18 protein-coding genes and 2 tRNA genes are annotated in these 19,903 nt (G+C 63.2%); 4 read left to right on the top strand and 16 right to left on the bottom strand.

All coding sequences use genetic code 11. From position 1 onward, the window contains the following. Positions 1-78: 78 nt before the first annotated feature. Both DN387_RS03660 and gltX read right to left on the bottom strand, forming a co-directional pair. A tRNA-Ala gene (locus DN387_RS03660) sits at positions 79-154 on the bottom strand. 297 nt (positions 155-451) lie between these two features. Next, complete coding sequence (gltX, locus tag DN387_RS03655; RefSeq protein WP_043862862.1) at positions 452-1,933, bottom strand: glutamate--tRNA ligase; 1,482 nt, start codon at positions 1,931-1,933, stop codon at positions 452-454. Positions 1,934-2,076: 143 nt separating this feature from the next. Here gltX and DN387_RS03650 point away from each other — a divergent pair, with 143 nt between their 5' ends. Both DN387_RS03650 and DN387_RS03645 read left to right on the top strand, forming a co-directional pair. Further along, a complete protein-coding gene (locus tag DN387_RS03650; RefSeq protein ID WP_043862863.1) occupies positions 2,077-3,117 on the top strand; it encodes an HlyD family secretion protein in 1,041 nt (346 codons plus the stop codon). A gap of 49 nt (positions 3,118-3,166) precedes the next feature. Further along, the gene (locus tag DN387_RS03645) at positions 3,167-4,657 is read left to right on the top strand and encodes an MDR family MFS transporter (RefSeq protein WP_173925078.1); all 1,491 of its coding nucleotides are present in this window, start codon (positions 3,167-3,169) and stop codon (positions 4,655-4,657) included. A gap of 103 nt (positions 4,658-4,760) precedes the next feature. Here the strand turns inward: DN387_RS03645 and uvrB are convergent, their stop codons facing one another. After that, positions 4,761-6,776 carry an excinuclease ABC subunit UvrB gene (gene uvrB / locus DN387_RS03640; RefSeq protein WP_043862865.1) on the bottom strand — a complete coding sequence of 672 codons (2,016 nt, stop codon included), beginning with the start codon at positions 6,774-6,776 and terminating at the stop codon, positions 4,761-4,763. Between the two features lie 294 nt (positions 6,777-7,070). Here uvrB and DN387_RS03635 point away from each other — a divergent pair, with 294 nt between their 5' ends. Both DN387_RS03635 and DN387_RS03630 read left to right on the top strand, forming a co-directional pair. Beyond that, positions 7,071-8,267 carry an amino acid aminotransferase gene (locus DN387_RS03635; protein WP_043862866.1) on the top strand — a complete coding sequence of 399 codons (1,197 nt, stop codon included), beginning with the start codon at positions 7,071-7,073 and terminating at the stop codon, positions 8,265-8,267. Between the two features lie 61 nt (positions 8,268-8,328). After that, a tRNA-Asn gene (locus DN387_RS03630) sits at positions 8,329-8,404 on the top strand. Positions 8,405-8,529: 125 nt separating this feature from the next. Here DN387_RS03630 and DN387_RS03625 read toward each other — a convergent pair. From DN387_RS03625 to fabD, 13 genes are all read right to left on the bottom strand, one after another. Further along, positions 8,530-9,090, bottom strand: a complete 561-nt coding sequence (locus DN387_RS03625) for a DUF1285 domain-containing protein (RefSeq protein WP_043862867.1) — start codon at positions 9,088-9,090, stop codon at positions 8,530-8,532. Positions 9,091-9,100: 10 nt separating this feature from the next. Then, positions 9,101-9,703 (bottom strand): DUF4823 domain-containing protein, encoded by a 603-nt coding sequence (locus DN387_RS03620; protein ID WP_043862868.1) that lies wholly within the window; start codon positions 9,701-9,703, stop codon positions 9,101-9,103. Between the two features lie 78 nt (positions 9,704-9,781). Continuing rightward, positions 9,782-10,750 (bottom strand): GTP 3',8-cyclase MoaA, encoded by a 969-nt coding sequence (locus DN387_RS03615; RefSeq protein WP_043862869.1) that lies wholly within the window; start codon positions 10,748-10,750, stop codon positions 9,782-9,784. Positions 10,751-10,855: 105 nt separating this feature from the next. Then, entirely contained in the window at positions 10,856-11,494 is a 639-nt protein-coding gene (locus DN387_RS03610; RefSeq protein ID WP_054915804.1) for a TetR/AcrR family transcriptional regulator, read from the bottom strand. 434 nt (positions 11,495-11,928) lie between these two features. Next, complete coding sequence (locus DN387_RS03605; protein ID WP_054915805.1) at positions 11,929-12,717, bottom strand: TatD family hydrolase; 789 nt, start codon at positions 12,715-12,717, stop codon at positions 11,929-11,931. A 43-nt stretch (positions 12,718-12,760) separates the two neighbouring features. Beyond that, a complete protein-coding gene (locus DN387_RS03600; RefSeq protein WP_054915806.1) occupies positions 12,761-13,747 on the bottom strand; it encodes a DNA polymerase III subunit delta' in 987 nt (328 codons plus the stop codon). Continuing rightward, positions 13,740-14,372, bottom strand: coding sequence for a dTMP kinase (gene tmk, locus DN387_RS03595; protein ID WP_054915807.1), 633 nt, complete (start codon positions 14,370-14,372; stop codon positions 13,740-13,742). Before tmk ends, DN387_RS03600 begins: the two co-directional genes overlap by 8 nt. Positions 14,373-14,391: 19 nt before the next feature. Further along, the gene (gene mltG, locus DN387_RS03590) at positions 14,392-15,543 is read right to left on the bottom strand and encodes an endolytic transglycosylase MltG (RefSeq protein ID WP_054915808.1); all 1,152 of its coding nucleotides are present in this window, start codon (positions 15,541-15,543) and stop codon (positions 14,392-14,394) included. A gap of 3 nt (positions 15,544-15,546) precedes the next feature. After that, a complete protein-coding gene (gene pabC, locus DN387_RS03585; protein WP_054915809.1) occupies positions 15,547-16,362 on the bottom strand; it encodes an aminodeoxychorismate lyase in 816 nt (271 codons plus the stop codon). Beyond that, positions 16,362-17,606: a beta-ketoacyl-ACP synthase II gene (fabF, locus tag DN387_RS03580; protein ID WP_043862876.1), complete on the bottom strand. Its 1,245-nt coding sequence runs from the start codon at positions 17,604-17,606 to the stop codon at positions 16,362-16,364. Before fabF ends, pabC begins: the two co-directional genes overlap by 1 nt. Before the next feature lie 104 nt (positions 17,607-17,710). Further along, positions 17,711-17,947: an acyl carrier protein gene (acpP, locus tag DN387_RS03575; RefSeq protein WP_003175607.1), complete on the bottom strand. Its 237-nt coding sequence runs from the start codon at positions 17,945-17,947 to the stop codon at positions 17,711-17,713. Positions 17,948-18,142: 195 nt separating this feature from the next. After that, on the bottom strand, positions 18,143-18,883 hold the full coding sequence (gene fabG, locus DN387_RS03570; protein WP_043862877.1) for a 3-oxoacyl-ACP reductase FabG: 741 nt from the start codon (positions 18,881-18,883) through the stop codon (positions 18,143-18,145). Positions 18,884-18,899: 16 nt separating this feature from the next. Further along, entirely contained in the window at positions 18,900-19,838 is a 939-nt protein-coding gene (gene fabD / locus DN387_RS03565; protein WP_043862878.1) for an ACP S-malonyltransferase, read from the bottom strand. Positions 19,839-19,903: the final 65 nt, after the last annotated feature.

Genomic DNA, 19,903 nt, shown 5'->3' with positions numbered 1-19,903 from the left:
GAACCTTCTTACCACACAACCCGGCTGCTGGAACCCGGTTGAACCCTGAGTTGTATGACCAACTCCGGATAGGGAATTTGGTGGAGCTAAGCGGGATCGAACCGCTGACCTCCTGCATGCCATGCAGGCGCTCTCCCAGCTGAGCTATAGCCCCACAATGTCGCTTTGAACTGAATCGCTTGGCTGGGTGCTTCGCGCTTCGTTTCGTTCATCGCTGTGGACGGGGCGCATATTAAGATCGGATTGAAGACCTGTCAAATAAATTTTCAACAAAATCCAAAAGAAATTTCCGAGATAACAAACACTTACCGGCCTGGGTCAGGAGAGCCCCCGCAAACTCGGGGGTCTCGCCCTTGCAGGAGCCGGCCTTGCCGGCGAAACAGGCGCTGCGCAATACCGGGTACCGCAGCGCTTTGTTCGCCGGCAAGGCCGGCTCCTACGGGAAAAATGCTCAGGCAATGGTGCCCAACAGCTTTTCCCATTCCTTGTTTTCTTTCTTCGACACACCACCCAGCAGGTCCAGCGCCTGGCGCAGGCGGTAGCGGGTCAGGTCCGGCCCGAGGATCTCCATGGCATCGAGCACCGACACCGAGCTGGCCTGGCCGGAAATCGCGGCGAACATCAGCGGCATCGCGTCACGCAGCTTGAGCTCCAGCGCCTCGACCACCGCCTGGATGCAGCCGGTGATGCGATCCTTCTCCCACTGGCGCAGCCCCTCGAGCTTCCACAGGATCAGCTGGATCACCTGGCGTACCTGGTCGGCCGACAGTTTCTTGTGCTCGAACAGCTTGGCGTCGAGCTTGAGCGCACCTTCGAAGAAGAACCCACCCAGCGGCGCAATCTGGCTGAAGGTCTCTACCCTGCCCTGCACGTGCGGCGCGATCTTCATCATGTAGTCGCTGTTGAACGCCCATTTCTGCACGCGCGCGGCAAACTCTGCGACAGGCAGCTCACGCAGCCACTGGCCGTTGAGCCACGACAGCTTCTCGATGTCGAAGATCGGGCCGCCCAGCGACACACGCGACAGGTCGAAGTGCTCGACCATTTCGGCCAGCGAGAACTTCTCGCGCTCGTCCGGCATCGACCAGCCCATGCGGCCCAGGTAGTTGAGCATGGCTTCGGGCATGAAGCCCATGCGCTCGTAGAAGGTCACCGAGGTCGGGTTCTTGCGCTTGGACAGCTTGCTCTTGTCGGGGTTGCGCAGCAGCGGCATGTAGCACAGGGTTGGCTGCTCCCAACCGAAGTACTCGTACAGCTTGATCAGCTTGGGCGCCGAAGGCAGCCACTCTTCGCCACGCAATACGTGGGTGATGCCCATCAGGTGGTCATCGACCACGTTGGCCAGGAAGTAGGTCGGCAGGCCATCGGTCTTCATCAGTACCTGCATGTCCATGCGGTCCCAAGGAATCTCTACGTCGCCGCGCAGCATGTCCGGTACCACGCACACGCCTTCGGTCGGAACTTTCATGCGGATCACATGGGGCTCGCCGGCGGCCAGGCGACGCTGCACTTCTTCAGGCGAGAGCAGCAAGGCGCGCCCGTCATAGCGCGGGGTTTCGCCGCGGGCCATCTGCTCGGCACGCATCTGGTCCAGTTCTTCGGCGGTACAGAAGCACGGGAAGGCATGGCCCAGATCGACCAGTTGCTGGGCGTACTGCTTGTAGATTTCGCCGCGTTCGCTCTGGCGGTACGGGCCGTGCGGGCCGCCGACATCCGGGCCTTCGCTCCATTCGATACCCAGCCAGCGCAGGGCATCGAAGATCTGCTGCTCGGACTCGCGGGTGGAGCGCAGCTGATCGGTATCTTCGATACGCAGGATGAATTCGCCACCGTGCTGCTTGGCGAAGCAGTAGTTGAACAGGGCGATGTAGGCGGTGCCGACATGGGGATCGCCAGTCGGCGAAGGCGCGATACGCGTGCGAACGGTGGTCATGAGAGTCTCGAACAAGAGGTGAAACAAAGGCTGGATGTTAACAGCACGGGGCCACCCGGCTCCAGCAATGGGCACGATCGGCGCTTGTGTTTGCCAAGGCAAACCTTGTTAAATTTGCTTACATTTTTGGAACGATCGTACCCATGCCTGCCCAACTCAAGCGTCGCCTGCTGATTTTCCTGACCCTGGTTCTGCTCATCGGCCTGGGCTTTCTGGCCCACTGGTACTTCAAGGGGCGCTTCTACGAGAGCACCGACAATGCCTACGTGCAGGGCGAGATCACCCGGGTTTCCAGCCAGTTGGGCGCGCGCATCGAGCAGGTGCTGGTCGAGGACAACCAGCATGTGGCCAAGGGCGACCTGCTGGTACGCCTGGAAGGCAACGACTTCCAGTTTGCCGTGGAGCGCGCCCGCGCCACCCTGGCCACCCGCGAGGCCGAGCGCCTGCAAGCCGACAGCCGCCTGACGCAGCAGGCGAGCCTGATCGCCGCCGGCCAGGCACAGGTGTCGGCCAACCAGGCCACGCTTGGGCGTACCCAGCTGGACCTCAACCGTGCACAGGCGCTGCGCAAGCCAGGCTTTGTCTCGGAAGAACGGGTGACCACCCTGTCGGCCGAAAGCAACGTGGCACGCTCCCAGGTGAGCAAGGCCCAGGCCGACCTGCAGGGTCAACGCCAGCAGGTCAACGCACTGGCTGCCGAACTCAAGCGCCTGGACGCCCAGATCGCCACCGCCCGCACCGACCTGGCCCAGGCCGAGCTGAACCTGAGCCGCAGTGAAATTCGCGCGCCGATCAGCGGCATGATCGGCCAGCGCGCGGCACGCAACGGCCAGTACGTGCAGGCCGGCGCCTACCTGCTGTCGATCGTGCCCGATCAGGACATCTGGGTGCAGGCCAACTTCAAGGAAACCCAGATCGGCAAGATGCAGCCCGGCCAGCGTGCCGAGCTGGTGTTCGACAGCTACCCCGACACGCCGATCGAAGGCCGCGTCGACAGCCTGTTCGCCGCTTCCGGCGCGCAGTTCAGCCTGCTGCCACCCGACAACGCCACCGGCAACTTCACCAAGGTCGTGCAGCGCATCCCGGTCAAGCTGACCTTCGCCGCCGACAACCCGCTGCACGGCAAGATCCGCCCGGGCATGTCGGTGACCGCCACCGTCGATATCCGTACCGATGGCCGGTGATCAACTGATCCGTCCCGCCGGCGAACCCAGCCGGCGCGACTGGATCGCGGTGATGAGCGTGATGCTCGGCGCGTTCATGGCAGTGCTCGACATCCAGATCACCAACTCTTCGCTCAAGGACATCCAGGGCGCCCTGTCGGCGACCCTGGAAGAAGGCTCGTGGATCTCCACCTCCTACCTGGTGGCCGAGATCATCATGATCCCGCTGACCGCCTGGCTGGTGCAGCTGCTGTCGGCGCGGCGCCTGGCGGTGTGGGTGTCGGCGGGTTTTCTGGTGTCGTCGCTGCTGTGCTCGATGGCCTGGAACCTGGAAAGCATGATCGTGTTCCGCGCCCTGCAGGGTTTTACCGGCGGCGCGCTGATCCCGCTGGCCTTCACCCTGACCCTGATCAAGCTGCCCGAGCATCACCGCGCCAAGGGCATGGCGATGTTCGCCATGACCGCCACCTTCGCCCCGTCCATCGGCCCTACCCTGGGCGGCTGGCTGACCGAGAACTGGGGCTGGGAATACATCTTCTACATCAATATCCCGCCCGGCCTGATCATGATCGGCGGCTTGCTGTACGGCCTGGAGAAGAAGGAAGCACACTGGGAGCTGCTCAAAAGCACCGATTACACCGGCATCCTGACGCTGGGCGTCGGGCTTGGCTGCCTGCAGGTGTTTCTTGAGGAGGGGCATCGCAAGGACTGGCTCGAGTCGGGGCTGATCGTCACCCTGGGCAGCATTGCCCTGGTCAGCCTCATTACCTTCGTGATCGTGCAGTTCTCGAAACCCAACCCGCTGATCAACCTGCGCATCCTGCAGAACCGCAATTTCGGGTTGTCGAGCATTGCCAGCCTGGGCATGGGCGTGGGGTTGTACGGTTCGATCTACCTGCTGCCGCTGTACCTGGCGCAGATCCAGAACTACAACGCCCTGCAGATCGGCGAAGTGATCATGTGGATGGGGGTGCCGCAGCTGTTCCTGATCCCGCTGGTCCCGCAACTGATGAAGGTGATTTCGCCGAAGATCCTCTGCACCATCGGCTTCGGGCTGTTCGGGCTGGCGAGTTTCAGCTCGGGGGTATTGAACCCGGACTTTGCCGGCACCCAGTTCAACCATATCCAGATCATCCGTGCGCTGGGGCAGCCGATGATCATGGTGACCATCTCGCTGATTGCCACGGCCTATATCCAGCCGCAGGACGCAGGCTCGGCGTCGAGCCTGTTCAACATCCTGCGCAACCTGGGCGGGGCCATCGGCATTGCGCTGCTGGCCACGCTGCTGGATGCGCGCACCAAGGTGTATTTCGACTACCTGCGCGAGGCGGTGGTACCGACCAACGCCGCAGTGGCCGAGCGGTTGACCTTGCTGACCGAGAAGCTGGGCAGCGAAGGGGCAGCGCTGGCCAGGCTGAGCGAGATCACCCATCAGCAGGCGATGATCATGGCGTACAACGATGCCTTCCATTTTGTCGGCATCGGGCTGGCAATCAGCATGGTGGCGGTGCTGTTGACGAAGAAGCTGCCGCAGGGGTTGAAGGCGGGCGAGGCGCACTAGACCGCGTTGAAGTCTTCGCTGGCAAGCCCGCTCCCGCAGGTACTCCATTGCCCTTGGCGTCAATGTGATCCTGTGGGAGCGGGCTTGACCCGCGAAAGGCCCGTCAGACCGTGAGCAGTCGCTCACGCAACTGCGCGATCTCGTCGCGCATCTGCGCTGCAGCCTCGAACTCCAGGTCCCGCGCCAGCTGGTACATCTTCTCTTCCAGCGCCTTGATGCGCTTGGCGATCTCGCCAGGCGAACGCAACTCGGCCTCGTAACGCTCGCGCTCCTCGGCGGCCTTGGCCATGCCCTTGCGCTTCTTGCTGCGCGAGCCGGGCACGTTGGCGCCTTCCATGATGTCGGTGATGTCCTTGACCACGCCCTTGGGCACGATGCCGTTGGCCTCGTTGAAGGCCATCTGCTTGTCGCGGCGGCGCTCGGTTTCGCCGATCGCCCGCTCCATCGAGCCAGTCATGTTGTCGGCGTACAGGATCGCGCGGCCGTTGAGGTTGCGCGCCGCGCGCCCGATGGTCTGGATCAGCGAGCGCTCCGAACGCAGGAAGCCCTCCTTGTCCGCATCCAGAATCGCCACCAGCGAGACCTCGGGCATGTCCAGGCCCTCGCGCAGCAGGTTGATACCCACCAGCACATCGAAGGTGCCCAGGCGCAGGTCGCGGATGATCTCGACTCGCTCAACGGTATCGATGTCCGAGTGCAGGTAGCGCACCCGCACATCGTGATCGGCCAGGTAGTCGCTGAGGTCTTCGGCCATGCGCTTGGTCAGGGTAGTGACCAGCACCCGCTCCTCCACCGCCACACGCTTGCGAATCTCCGACAGCAGGTCATCCACCTGGGTCGTGGCCGGACGCACCTCCACCTGGGGGTCGACCAGGCCGGTCGGGCGCACCACCTGCTCCACCACACGGCCGGCATGCTCGGCCTCGTAGTTGCCCGGCGTGGCCGAGACGAAGATGGTCTGCGGGCTGACCGACTCCCATTCGTCAAAGCGCATGGGCCGGTTGTCCAGCGCCGAAGGCAGGCGAAAGCCGTACTCCACCAGGGTTTCCTTGCGCGAGCGGTCCCCCTTGTACATGGCCCCCACCTGCGGAACGCTGACGTGGGATTCGTCGATCACCAGCAACGCATCCGGCGGCAGGTAGTCGTACAGGGTCGGCGGCGGCGCGCCGGCCGGACGCCCGGACAGGTAGCGCGAGTAGTTTTCGATGCCGTTGCAGTAGCCCAGCTCCAGGATCATCTCCAGGTCGAACCGGGTGCGCTGCTCCAGGCGCTGGGCCTCGACCAGCTTGTTGTGCTTGTGCAGGTACTCCAGGCGTTCCTTGAGCTCCGCCTTGATCCCGTCCATGGCCTCCAGCAGGGTTTCGCGCGGGGTCACGTAGTGGCTCTTGGGGTAGAAGGTGAAGCGCGGCAGCTTGCGGATCACCTCGCCGGTCAGCGGGTCGAAGGCCGCGATGTTCTCCACCTCGTCATCGAACAGCTCGATGCGGATGGCCTCCAGGTCCGATTCGGCCGGGAAGATGTCGATCACGTCGCCGCGCACACGGAAGGTGGCGCGGGCAAAGTCCATGTCGTTGCGGGTGTACTGCAGGTCGGCCAGACGGCGCAGCAAGGCCCGCTGGTCGAGCTTGTCGCCACGGTCCACGTGCAGCACCATCTTCAAATAGGTTTCCGGGCTGCCCAGACCATAGATGCACGACACCGTGGTGACGATGATCGCGTCACGCCGCTCCAGCAGCGCCTTGGTCGCCGACAGGCGCATCTGCTCGATATGGTCGTTGATCGAGGCGTCCTTCTCGATGAAGGTGTCGGAGGACGGCACGTAGGCTTCGGGCTGGTAGTAGTCGTAGTAGGAAACGAAATACTCCACCGCGTTGTTCGGGAAGAATGACTTGAACTCGCCATACAACTGGGCGGCCAGGGTCTTGTTCGGCGCCAGTACCAGGGTCGGGCGCTGCACCTGGGCAATCACGTTGGCGATGCTGAAGGTCTTGCCCGAACCCGTCACCCCGAGCAGGGTCTGGTGCGCCAGCCCGGCCTCGATCCCCTCGACCATCAGGCGAATGGCTTCGGGCTGATCACCCGCCGGCTGGAAACGGGTGACGAGTTGAAACTCGGACATGGTGAACCCCTGGAAATGAACGGATACAGGCAACTGTATTTATAGACAGTACTTATACCCAATTGGTGGTGCCCGGCGCCAGTTTCAAGGCAAACCACGGCCTGTTTCACAGTATTGACCGGCGCAAGCGACTGACGGTCGAAAAATATTCGCGAAAACAGCAGTAAATGCTGCGACAGACTGTCGCCGTGACCGATGGGTATCACTATACTGACTCCCCGTTTGTGCACCGCTTCAGTGCATTCGGCTGGAGCGTGCCACCTCTATCACTCTCCATTCAGAGCCAAGGTAAAAATGAGCCTGTTTTCCGCTGTCGAGCTGGCACCCCGCGACCCTATCCTGGGCCTCAACGAAGCGTTCAATGCCGATACCCGCACCCACAAGGTGAACCTGGGCGTTGGTGTTTACTGCAACGAAGAAGGGCGTATCCCACTGCTGCGTGCAGTCATCGAAGCCGAAACCCAACGCGCCGCCCAGCACGCCTCCCGCGGCTACCTGCCGATCGACGGCATCGTGGCCTACGACCAGGCCGTGCAGAAGCTGCTGTTCGGTGCCGATTCGCCCCTGCTGGCCGCCGGCCGTGTGGTCACCACCCAGTCCGTCGGTGGTACCGGCGCCCTGAAGATCGGCGCTGACTTCCTCAAGCAGCTGTCGCCCAATGCCACTGTCGCAATCAGCGACCCGAGCTGGGAAAACCACCGCGCCCTGTTCGAAACCGCCGGTTTCCCGGTCAAGAACTACCGCTACTACGACGCCGCCACCCATGACGTCAACCGTGCCGGCATGCTCGAGGACCTGAACGCGCTGCCGTCCGGCTCGATCGTGGTACTGCACGCCTGCTGCCACAACCCGACCGGCGTCGACCTGACCCCGGCCGACTGGAACAACGTGCTCGAGGTGGTCAAGGCCAAGGGTCACATCCCGTTCCTGGACATGGCCTACCAGGGCTTTGGCCAGGGCATCGCCGAAGACGCCGCTGCCGTGCGCCTGTTCGCCGAATCGGGCCTGGACTTCTTCGTCTCCAGCTCGTTCTCCAAGTCGTTCTCGCTGTACGGCGAGCGCGTCGGCGCCCTGTCGATCGTCACCGAGTCCAAGGAAGAGGCCACTCGCGTGCTGTCGCAGGTCAAGCGCGTGATCCGCACCAACTACTCCAACCCGCCGACCCACGGCGCGACCATTGTCGCCACCGTGCTCAACAGCCCCGAGCTGCGCGCAATGTGGGAAGCGGAACTGGCCGAGATGCGCCAGCGCATCCACGGCATGCGCAAGCAGATGGTCGAGCTGCTGGCCCAGTACGGCGCACAGCAGGACTTCAGCTTCGTCGGGCGTCAGTGCGGCATGTTCTCCTACTCGGGCCTGACCGTCGAGCAGGTAGCGCGCCTGAAGGACGAGCATGCGATCTATGCTCTGGATACCGGTCGTATCTGCGTCGCCTCGTTGAACCAGAACAACATTCACGTGGTGACCAAGGCGATCGTCGAGGTCCTGTAACACCTGATTGCTCAGGGGGAGCTTGACTTCCCCTTAGCAATCAGTAAGATACGCCCCAGATTCCGCGATAGCTCAGTCGGTAGAGCAAATGACTGTTAATCATTGGGTCCCAGGTTCGAGTCCTGGTCGCGGAGCCAAACATCGTTTCAGAGCGTGCTTGCACAGCTTCTGAAATACTCGAAAAACCCGCCTTTTGGCGGGATTTTTTCGTTTTGGTCTTCAGCCCGGGCCAGGGCTGCCTGGCGATACAGGCTGCGACAGGCTATTGCTGCCCGATCGGAAAGAACTGCCCCGCACTCCATACGCCCAGCCATGGCTGCCCATCGATGTCGCGCGTTACAGCCAGCTCTACCAGCTGGTAAAACACGCTGCGATGGATCAGCGCCTCGAGGTTGTTGCGCATGTGCACGTAAGGCGAAGGCTCCTGTGTCAGCGGGTCGATCACGAAACGCAGCGGGTGCTCGGGCCCGGCCTCGACCACATCCTCCACATTACTGGTGAAGCGCAGCACCTGCTGCTCACCACTGCCCTGCACGTCCATGAGCACCGCCACGAACGGCGCATCATCGACCTGGATTCCGACCTTTTCCACAGGCGTGACCAGGAAGTAGTCATCCCCGTCGCGACGGATGATGGTGGAGAACAGACGCACCATCGGCTTGCGACCAATCGGGGTGCCCAGGTAGTACCAGGTACCGTCGCGGGCGATTCGCATGTCGATGTCGCCGCAGAAGTCCGGATTCCACAGGTGGACCGGCGCCGGACCTTTGCCGACCTTCGGGAGTTGCGCCAACAGGTCATTGGCCTTGCCGGTATCCACCATCATCTGCTCCTCAGCGGCTCATGCCCAACAAACTGCGAGCGTAATCCTCAAGCGGTGCCGCAATCAAATCCTGCGGCTGATTGTCGTGGAACGTCAGCAAACCGCCACGGCTGCGGATGCTCACGGTATCGATCAGGTAGCGGGTACTGGTTTCGATCAGCATCAGCTGAATTCTTCCGGTGTCGACACCCAGGCGGTCCACCGCCTGCTCGTCGTACCACTCGTCACCATTGCCGATACGGTTGTCGGCCTTGGCAAAACGCGCATACAGCAGGTAATGCGCGCCCACGTCGCGCGCCTGGGACAAGGCATCCTCCAGCCCCAGCGGACCCTCGGCACGTCGCACCAGCGGGAAGTACTCGACAAAGGCCTTGAAGGCTTCCTCGGCCACCACGTTGGGCCGCGGATAGGCATTGCCCGGCGGCACGAACACGCCCTGACCGATGAAGACGAACGAGTCGGGCTGCAGGCGCACCGACAACGAACGGCGGGTTTCGCTATGGTCGAGCAGGCCGGCGTCGCTCATGTGGTAGCGCACACCTTCGCCCATATCGCTCACATTCATGCAGCCACCCAGCGCCATCAGCGCCAGCAGCAGAACCAGGCTACGCATCTTTCCTCCAGAAGCCGGTGACGGAAAACCGGCGAACAGCCGCCAGATGCAGGTTTTGCGCCAGCTGGAGGGTATGGCTCAACCGCCGATGATCTTCATCACCGTGGCACCGCCTGAAAATGCCACGGCCTGCTTGTCGCCCAGGGCCTTCATCAACATGCCCTGCAAGGCCGGCAACGCCTGGTGGCGCGGCTTGTCGAGCAGGTCACCGATGAAATGCCGGTTGCTCGACGACAGGCAGCCATGCAGCCACCCGGTAGAAGACAGACGCAGGCGCGAGCAGGTTCGGCAGAACGGCACGCTTTCGTTGGCGATCACGCCGAAGTGGCCTTGCCCCGGCACCCGGTAGCGCAATGCAGTGGCGTCCACTGGCGCATCGGCCTGGGCGTACTCGTGATGCTCGCCGATCAGTTGCAGCAACTGCTCCAGGCTCACGAACTGCTGCAGGAAAGCGTTGTGGTCGCTGGCCAGGTGCCCCATGCGCATCAGTTCGATAAAGCGCAGTTCATAGCCACGGGCCAGGCAGTAGTCGAGCAGCGGCAGCACCTGATCGAGGTTGCGCCCGCGCAGTGGCACCATGTTCACCTTGATCTTCATGCCGGCGTCGCTGGCCTTGTGCATGCCATCGAGCACGCTGGCCAGATCCCCGCCACGGGAGATCCCGCGGAAGGCATCGGCGTCGAGGGTATCAAGGGAGACGTTCAGGCGCCGGATGCCGGCATCCAGCAGCAATGGCAGCTTGCGCGCGAGCAACTGGCCATTGGTGGTCAGGGCGATGTCATCGAGGCCGAGCACCGACACGCCAGCCAGGAAGGCTTCGAGCTTGGGACTGACCAGGGGTTCGCCACCGGTGATACGCAGGCGCTCGATACCGGCAGCTTCGATCAGCCAGGCCACCCCACGCACCATGGCCTGGGCCGAGAGCTCATCCTGCGCTGCGACCAGACGCTTGCCGTCCGGCACGCAATAGGTGCAGGCATAGTTGCACGCCGCGGTGAGGCTGACGCGCAGGTTGCGAAAACGTCTGCCTTGACGGTCGACGATCATGGAGCACTCCGGCAAGTGTGAATCGGGCCTGCAAAACCTGACTCAGAAATCAGTTTTTTGCAAGCCTCTTACCTGAGTATATGCCTGCACGGCGCCAGCGAGCATTCAGCTGCCAGATGGCTCCGGGTCGCGCTTGCGCTTGTTGCCCATGCGCACGCCAATGTCCATGAGGAACTGGAAGAAGCCTTCCTGGTCCTCCAGCACATTGCTCCAGAACGGCGAGTGATACAGTGCCACCGCGCCATGCACCAGGGCCCAGGCCGCGCAGTAGTGGAAATACGGCGGCACGTCCTCGAGCTTGCCCTCGGTGATGCGACCCTTGATCAGCAGGGTCAGGCGCTCGAAGTTGGAGGCACGGATCTTGTGCAGCTCCTCGACCATTTCCGGCACCTGGTTGCCTTTGACCACCTTCTCTTCGAGGCGGTCGAACAGGCGGTAGCGCTGCGGGTCGCGCATGCGGAATTCGAAGTAGGCACGCGACAGGGCCTCCTTGTCGCGATCCACATCGGCAGAGTGCAGCAGTTCGTTCAAATCGCGCTCGTAGTCGAGCATCAGGCGCAGGTAGATCTCCGCCTTGGACTTGAAGTGCTTGTAGATCGTGCCTTTGCCGATACCCACGGCGTCAGCGATCATCTCGACGGTGACACTGTCTTCACCCTGTTCGAGAAACAGCTTGAGCGCGGTATCGAGAATCTCTTGCTCTCGGCGACGAAACTCACGGACCTTACGAGGTTCTTTCTGCATAAGAAGGACTGGATCAAAATCGAAGCCCGTTATTATGCCTAACTTGCGCAAAAATGCACGGATCATCCGCGCATGCCTATGTTTCTTGATGAGTTTGAGCAGGCCGGCGACCCGGTTGCCCGAAGCGGACCTCCCCTTCCCCCTGCCCCAGACGTGCAATCCAGGCGGTCAGGCGCACGGCAGAGCAATGCGTGCTCAGCAGGGCCGCACGTATTCCAAATCTGTTTAAAAAACGATCAACCCTTGGTGGAATCGCGGCGAACCTGACCAATACTTGAGGTGTTGGCGCGACGCATCCCCCCAAGTGACGCGCCGATAAGGGTGAACACGGACCGCTCGCCTTTGTTTTACTCCTAATGGTCTTAACCCGGATTCCCCCCCAGAACCCGGGTTTTTTTTGCCCGCGCGACCGCCACGGCGCCCGCGCAGCGGGGTCAGGCCACCCGCACCCGCGCCAGGGGGAACAGACGCCTGAAGTTCTCGGTGGTCTGTTGCGCCAGCTGCTCGTAACGCTCCCCCCGCACCAACGCGATGAACTCCGCCACGTCACGCACATACTCCGGCAAGTTCGGCTTGCCGCGGTGCGGAATCGGCGCCAGGTACGGTGAGTCGGTCTCTACCAGCAAACGATCTGCCGGCACCTGCCGCGCCACGTCACGCAACGCGTCGGCATTGCGGAACGTGACAATCCCCGACAACGAAATGTAATACCCCAGGTCCAGCGCTGCCTTGGCCATCTCCCAGTCTTCGGTGAAGCAGTGCAGCACGCCTGCCTGCGGCAATGCCGCCTCGCGCAGCAGGGTCAGGGTATCGGCGCGCGCCGCACGGGTGTGGATGACCACCGGCTTGCCGGTGAGCCTGGCCGCCTCCAGGTGCAGGCGAAACGATGCCTGTTGCAACTGTGCAGCCTCGGGCTCGTAGTGATAGTCCAGCCCGGTCTCACCAATGGCCACTACCTCGGGGTGGTTCAGTTCGCCGAGCAGCCAGTCCAGCGCCGGCGCTTCGCCTGGCGCCAGGTCCAGCGGGTGGATGCCGACCGAGCAGTCCACATCAGGGTAGCGCGCTGCCAGCGCCCTGACCTGGGCTGCATTGTCGGCACTTACGCCGATGCACAGGAAATGCCCGACACCCCGTGCCCGCGCGGCATCCAGCGCGGCATCCAGGGAGCCACCATGGGCGGCGAGGTCGAGACGGTCGAGGTGGCAATGGGAATCTACAAGCATGGGCGTAATGACAACACTGAAAATGGAGGATCGAAAGGCCAGCTCAACGCTGACCCGGCAACAGGGCCCAGGAGGCCAGCAACGCTTCGAGCAACAGCACGCGGTTGAGGTTGGCCTTGTTCAGCACCTTCTGGCGCTGCACAAGAATCCAGTCCTGGATATCCAGCACCTTGCCCTGCGGGCTCTTCTGGGCAAGGTACTGCACGACCTTGCGCATGTCGGCCAGCCCCAGGCCCTCTTCGTCCTGGGTCAGCTGATAGCGCAGGATCAGGTTGGACCAGTCGCAGAACCAGTCGAACAGCAACAACAGCGGGATGCTGTTCCAGCCTTCGGCCAACTGGGTCGCGGACTGCTGCTGCTTGAGCAGCTTCTTGACCCCCTCGACCACCTGCGCGCGCTGCTCGCGCACACCCTGGGCCTGCAGGCTGACAGCCAGCAGTGGCGAACCTGCTGCAAGGCTCAGCAGTTCGTGGCGCTCGGCCTCGTCACTGTCGGGTAACGCGGCTGCCAGCCACGCCTCGCTCTGCGCCTGACTTGGCAACGGGCAGGCCTGTTGCTGGCAACGGCTCCTGATGGTCGGCAGCAACCGGCTGGGCTGGTGACTGACCAGCAACAGCACGGTATCGCCCGAAGGCTCTTCGAGGCTCTTGAGCAAGGCGTTGGCAGCGTTGATGTTCATTGCCTCGACCGGCGCGATGAGAATCACCTTGCGTCCGCCCATCTGCGCGGTCTGCACCACGAAGCTGACCAGGTCGCGCACCTGGTCGACCTTGATCGGCTTGTCGGCCTCTTCAGGCTCCAGGATGTAGTTGTCCGGGTGACTGCCCGCCTTCAGCAACTGGCACGACTTGCAGTGCCCGCACGCCTCAAGCCCCTCGGGCTGGCGGCACAGCAGAAACGCCATCAGGCGCTCGGCCAGCGCCCGCTTGCCGATGCCTTGCGGGCCGTGCAACAGGTACGCATGGGCATGCTGTGTGCGCCCGGCCAGTTGCTGCCAGAGCGTCGCCTGCCACGGGTAGGCCTCAGCCACGGCAACGCTCCAGGATCTGCGGCAGCAACGCATCCAGGGCGAGTTGAACCCGGGCCAGCGGTTGCGCGGCATCGACCAGGTGATAGCGCGCCGGGTCGGCGGCTGCGCGGGCCAGGTAGGCCTGGCGAACAGCCTGGAAAAACGCCTGGCCTTCCTGCTCGAAGCGATCCAGCCGCCCGCGCGCCGCTGCGCGCGAAAGGCCGACCTCCACCGGCAGGTCGAACACAAGGGTCAGGTCGGGGCGCAGGTCGCCCTGGACGAAGGTTTCAAGGGTGGCAATGCGCTCGACCGACAGCCCGCGGCCACCGCCCTGGTAGGCATAGGTGGCATCGGTGAAACGGTCGCACAGGACGATGGCGCCCCGCGCAAGCGCCGGGCGGATCACCTGGGCCAGGTGCTGGGCGCGCGCGGCGAACACCAGCAACAGCTCGGTGTCGGCATCCATCGTCTCATCGCTGGGGGCCAGCAACAGTTCGCGTATGCGCTCGGCCAGCGGGGTGCCGCCCGGCTCGCGGGTCAGCACCACATCCAGCCCGTGGGCGCGCAGGTGCTCGGCCAGGTACTCGCGATTGGTGCTCTTGCCCGCGCCTTCGGGACCTTCCAGGGTGATAAACAAGCCGCTCACAGGCAGTCCTTAATCAGGGTCATTGCGGGGTAGGTTCGCTGGCCGGGGGAACATCCGGCTGCACCGAGGGCTCGGCAGGCTGCGGTGCAGCCTGGGGCGCCTCGGATGCAGGAACCTCGTTCGGGGTGTCGCCGGCGCTTGGCGCCGGGCTTGAACGGTAGTCGGCACGCCGCTTGATCTGGTACTCGCGCACGGCAGAATTGTGCGCCCCCAGGTCATCGGAGAACACATGGCTGCCATCGCCCCGGGCGACGAAGTACAGGCTGCTGCCCGGCTCCGGGTTCAAGGCCGCGTGAATGGCTTCACGCCCGACCATGGCAATCGGCGTCGGCGGCAGGCCGGCGATCACGTAGGTGTTGTAGGGCGTGGGCTCACGCAGGTCGGCGCGGGTGATCTTGCCGTTGTAGCGTTCGCCCATGCCATAGATCACGGTAGGGTCGGTCTGCAGCAGCATGCCGATCTGCAGGCGACGCACGAAGACGCCGGCGATCTGACCACGCTCCTGTGGCACGCCGGTTTCCTTCTCGACCAGCGAGGCCATGATCAGCGCCTGGTAAGGGTCGCGATAGGGCGCAGCCGGGGAGCGCTCGTTCCACTCCTTGGCCAGCACCTCCTCCAGGCGCGCGTACGCCTGCTGCAGGAACTCGACATCGCTCATGCCGCGCACGAACCGATAGGTGTCAGGGAAGAAGCGCCCCTCGGGGAACACGCCCGGGTGCCCGAGCTTGTCCATGACCTCGCTGTCGCTCAGGCCATCCAGGGTCTGGCGGATCTTTTCATGTCTGGCCAGTGCCGAGCGCACCTGGCGGAAATTCCAGCCCTCGACCAGGGTCAGGCTGTACTGCACCACGTCACCACGCCGCCACGCCTCGAACAGGTCGCGCACGTTCATGCCGGGGGTCATGCGGTACTCGCCGGTATGCAAAGCCACGCTCGGCATGTTGAAGCGCCAGTAAAGGCGCAGCCAGAAGGCGTCGCGAATCACGCCGTCCTGCTGCATGCGATAGAACATGCGGTTGGGCGTGGTGCCGGTAGGAACATCGAGCAACCGCTCGCCGGTCAGGTGCAGCGGCTGCTCCAGCGCCGAGTGCACCTTCCAGGCCGAGAAGCCCAATAGCAGGCCGGCCAGGATCAACCCGGTCTCCAGCAGCACCAACAATTTACGTCTCACGAATCAGGCATCCAGTAGCGTACGGGCAATGGCCTGCAGTTTACGGGTGAGCGGCCCCGGCGACCAGTTCAGCGATGCAAATGCACGCACCGGCCATACGCCATACACGCTGTTGCACAGCAACACTTCGTCGGCCTGCTCGAGATCGGCCAGCGCCAGGTCGACCACACGGGCCGTGATACCGTGGCGCGGCGCCTCGTCCAGCAAGGCAGCGCGCATTACCCCGGCCACGCCGCAACGCGCCAGGTCGGCGGTGTACAGCACGCCATCGCGCACCACGAACAGGTTGCTGTAGACACCTTCGATCACGCGCCCGGATACATCACGCATCAAACCTTCAGCGTACTCGGCGCCCTGCCACTCGGCCCGTGCCAGTACCTGCTCCAGGCGATTGAGGTGCTTGAGCCCGGCAAGCAAGGGTTGCTCGGCCAGGCGGGTCTGGCAGGCAAACAGCCTTACCCCCTGCTCGGCGTTCTGCGGCGGGTAGCTGGCGGCGGGGCTGGCCTGAAGAATGCGACGCGGCGGTGCACCGGCAGCCGGGGCATAGCCGCGCTGACTGTCGCCACGGGTGAGAATGAGCTTGAGCACGCCATCACCCAGCAAGCCGGCATAACGGCATACCTCGTCGCGGATGAGTAGGTGATCGGCGTCGATCGCCAGGCGCTGGCAACCCAGCGCCAGGCGGTCGAGGTGATACGTCAGCAGCGAGGGCTGCCCGGCCCGCACGGCGATGGTCTCGAACAGACCATCGCCATAGGCCAGCCCGCGGCTGCTCAACGTCAGGGCGTCAGCCGGCAGGCCATCGACCCAGCTGTGCATCACTCGGCGAACCGGCGGAACACCAGCGAGCCATTGGTACCGCCAAAACCGAAGGAGTTCGACAGCACGACCTCGATCGGCATGTTGCGCGGCTGGTGCGGCACGAAGTCCAGGTCGCAGCCTTCATCCGGCTCATCGAGGTTGATGGTCGGCGGCGCCACTTGCCCATTGATGGACAGCACGCTGAAAATCGCCTCTACCGCGCCGGCAGCCCCCAGCAGGTGACCGGTCATCGACTTGGTCGAGCTCACGGCCAGCTTGTAGGCGTGCTCGCCAAACACCGACTTGATCGCTGCCACTTCGGCCAGGTCGCCGGCAGGCGTCGAGGTACCGTGGGCGTTGATGTAGCCGACTTCGCTGGGGTTCACGCCCGCATCGCGCAAGGCGTTGGCCATGCAGCGGGCCGCACCGGCGCCGTTGTCGGGTGGCGAAGTCATGTGGTAGGCGTCGCCGCTCATGCCAAAACCAACCAGTTCGGCATAGATGGTCGCGCCCCGCGCCTTGGCGTGCTCGAGCTCTTCGAGCACCAGCGCACCGGCACCGTCGGACAGCACGAAACCGTCACGGCCCTTGTCCCACGGCCGGCTGGCACGGGTTGGCTCGTCGTTGCGCGTCGACAGCGCACGCGAAGCGCCAAAACCGCCCATACCCAGGCCACAGGCCGCCATCTCTGCGCCACCGGCGATCATCACGTCGGCTTCGCCGTAGGCGATATTGCGCGCCGCCATGCCGATGCAGTGCGTGCCCGTGGTGCAGGCAGTGGCAATGGCGTAGTTGGGCCCCTGTACACCCAGGTGGATCGACAGGAAACCGGAAATCATGTTGATGATCGAGCCTGGCACGAAGAACGGCGAAATGCGCCGCGGGCCTTGCTCGTGCAAGGTCCGGCTGGTTTCTTCGATATTGGTCAGGCCGCCGATGCCCGAACCCATGGCCACGCCGATACGCTCACGGTTGGCATCGGTGACTTCCAGCCCGGCATTGCGCACCGCCTGGAACCCGGCCGCCAGGCCGTATTGAATGAACAGATCGAGCTTGCGGGCTTCCTTGACCGACAGGTACTGCTCGACTTCAAAGCCCTTTACCGAGCCGCCAAAACGGGTGGAGTAGGCAGACAGGTCAGTATGCTCGATCAGACCTATGCCACTGCGGCCAGCCAGAATGCCTTGCCAACTGCTTGGCACATCCGTGCCCAGTGGCGACAGCATACCCATACCGGTGACCACGACGCGTCTACGCGACACAGCACTCTCCTTATTCTATGGTCTACATCTCATGCAAAGAAAAAACCGCACGCCAGTAACGGCAGTGCGGTTTTTCCATGACAAGAAGCGACGACTACAAAGTCTTAAGCCTGGTGGCTGGTGACGTAGTCGATGGCTGCTTGAACAGTAGTGATCTTCTCGGCTTCTTCGTCAGGGATTTCGGTCTCGAATTCCTCTTCCAGAGCCATCACCAGCTCAACGGTGTCAAGGGAATCGGCACCCAGATCTTCTACGAAGGAAGCGGTGTTGACCACTTCTTCTTCTTTAACGCCCAGTTGCTCGGCGACGATTTTCTTGACGCGTTCTTCGATGGTGCTCATACCTAGTTTTCACTCCTAATGGATATATGTCAGGCAGCTGGCCGGTGTGTAAGTTTATAGAAAGACGCCCGCTTTTCAAGCGTAATGCATCCCTCGAACTTCACACCCACCTGCCGCCTAGAATTTGGTTGCAGCTTTATAACGGATTTTAGACAGCTCGTATGACATTTTTTTGAAGCAATCCGTCACATTTAACTACATGTACATCCCGCCGTTGACCGGGACAGTCGCACCGGTCACGTAAGCTGCGCCGTCAGAGGCCAGGAACGCAACCACTTTCGCGATTTCGTCGACCTGGCCCAGACGACCCAGCGGAATCTGGTTTTGCAGCGCTTCACGCTGCGCCTCTGGCAGTTCGCGGGTCATGTCGGTATCGATGAAACCCGGCGCTACCGAGTTCACGGTGATCGCACGTGAGCCGACTTCACGCGCCAGAGCGCGGCTGAAGCCTTCCAGGCCGGCCTTGGCGGCGGCGTAGTTGACCTGGCCGACGTTACCCATGGCCCCAACGACCGAACCGATGCTGATGATACGACCCCAGCGCGCCTTGGTCATGCCGCGCAGCACGCCCTTGGACAGACGGTAGAGGCTGTTGAGGTTGGTATCGATGACGTCGAACCACTCGTCGTCTTTCATGCGCAGCATCAGGTTGTCGCGGGTGATGCCGGCGTTGTTGACCAGGATGGTCGGCGCACCGAACTGCACCTGGATAGATGCCAGGGTGGCGGTGACCGACTCGTCGCTGGTCACGTTCAGCTCCAGCCCGGTACCGGCGATGCCATGCTCCTTGAGGGTCGCGGCAATACGCTCGGCGCCGGAGGCGGACGTGGCGGTACCGATGACGGTGGCGCCCAGACGCCCCAGTTCCAGGGCGATCGCCTGGCCAATGCCACGGCTGGCGCCGGTGACCAGTGCAACTTTACCTTGCAGGCTCATGCAAGTTTCTCCTAAATCAGGCCAGCGCCGCACGGGTGGCGGCGAAAGCATCCGGGGTATTGAGGTTGAAGGTGTTCACGCCGTCGGCGCAGCGCTTGTTCAAGCCGGCCAGCACCTTGCCGGGGCCGCACTCGACCAGTTGCACCGCGCCATTGGCAGCCAGGGTCTGCACGCATTCGACCCAGCGTACCGGCTTGTACAGCTGCTCCAGCAGGTCGCTTTTGAGGGTTTCGAGATCGCCAGCCACGCCCGCACTGACGTTCTGCACCAGCGGGATCTGCGGGGCCTGCCAGTCGATGGCATTCACCGATTCGGCAAACCGCTCGGCGGCCGGGCGCATCAGCTCGCAGTGCGACGGCACGCTGACCGGCAGCGGCAGCGCGCGTTTGGCGCCGGCGGCCTTGCAGGCTTCCATGGCGCGCTCTACAGCAGCCTTGGCACCGGCAATGACAACCTGGCCCGGGGAGTTGAAGTTGACCGCACTGACCACCTCACCCTGCGCGGCCTGAGCACACAGGTCCACGACCACGGCGTCATCCAGGCCCAGAATCGCAGCCATGGCGCCCTGCCCGGCCGGCACGGCCTCCTGCATGAGCTCGCCGCGACGCTTGACCAGCTTGACCGCGTCACCCAGGCTCAAGCTGCCGGCAGCCACCAGCGCACTGTATTCACCCAGGCTGTGCCCGGAAACGAATGCAGGGCGCGCGCCACCTTCGGCCAGCCACAGGCGCCACAGGGCGATCGAGGCGGTCAGGATGGCCGGCTGGGTTTTGTCCGTCTGGTTGAGTTGTTCTTCCGGGCCCTGCTGGGTCAGTGCCCACAGGTCGTAACCGAGAGCCTCGGAGGCCTCACGGAAGGTATCGATGACCAGCGGGTACTGGGCGCCCAGCTCGGCAAGCATGCCGAGCGACTGCGAACCTTGGCCAGGAAAGACGAATGCGAGGGATGCAGACATTGAACAAGCCCCTAATGATCTTGTCGTCGAAAATAGCGCCCAGCCGGGGCTGAGCGCGAGAAAAC

Source organism: Pseudomonas sp. FBF18, assembly GCF_024261405.1.
Lineage (GTDB): Bacteria > Pseudomonadota > Gammaproteobacteria > Pseudomonadales > Pseudomonadaceae > Aquipseudomonas > Aquipseudomonas palmensis.
The sequence above is the reverse complement of the archived record's forward strand: the minus strand, read 5'-3'. Positions and strand labels throughout refer to the sequence as shown.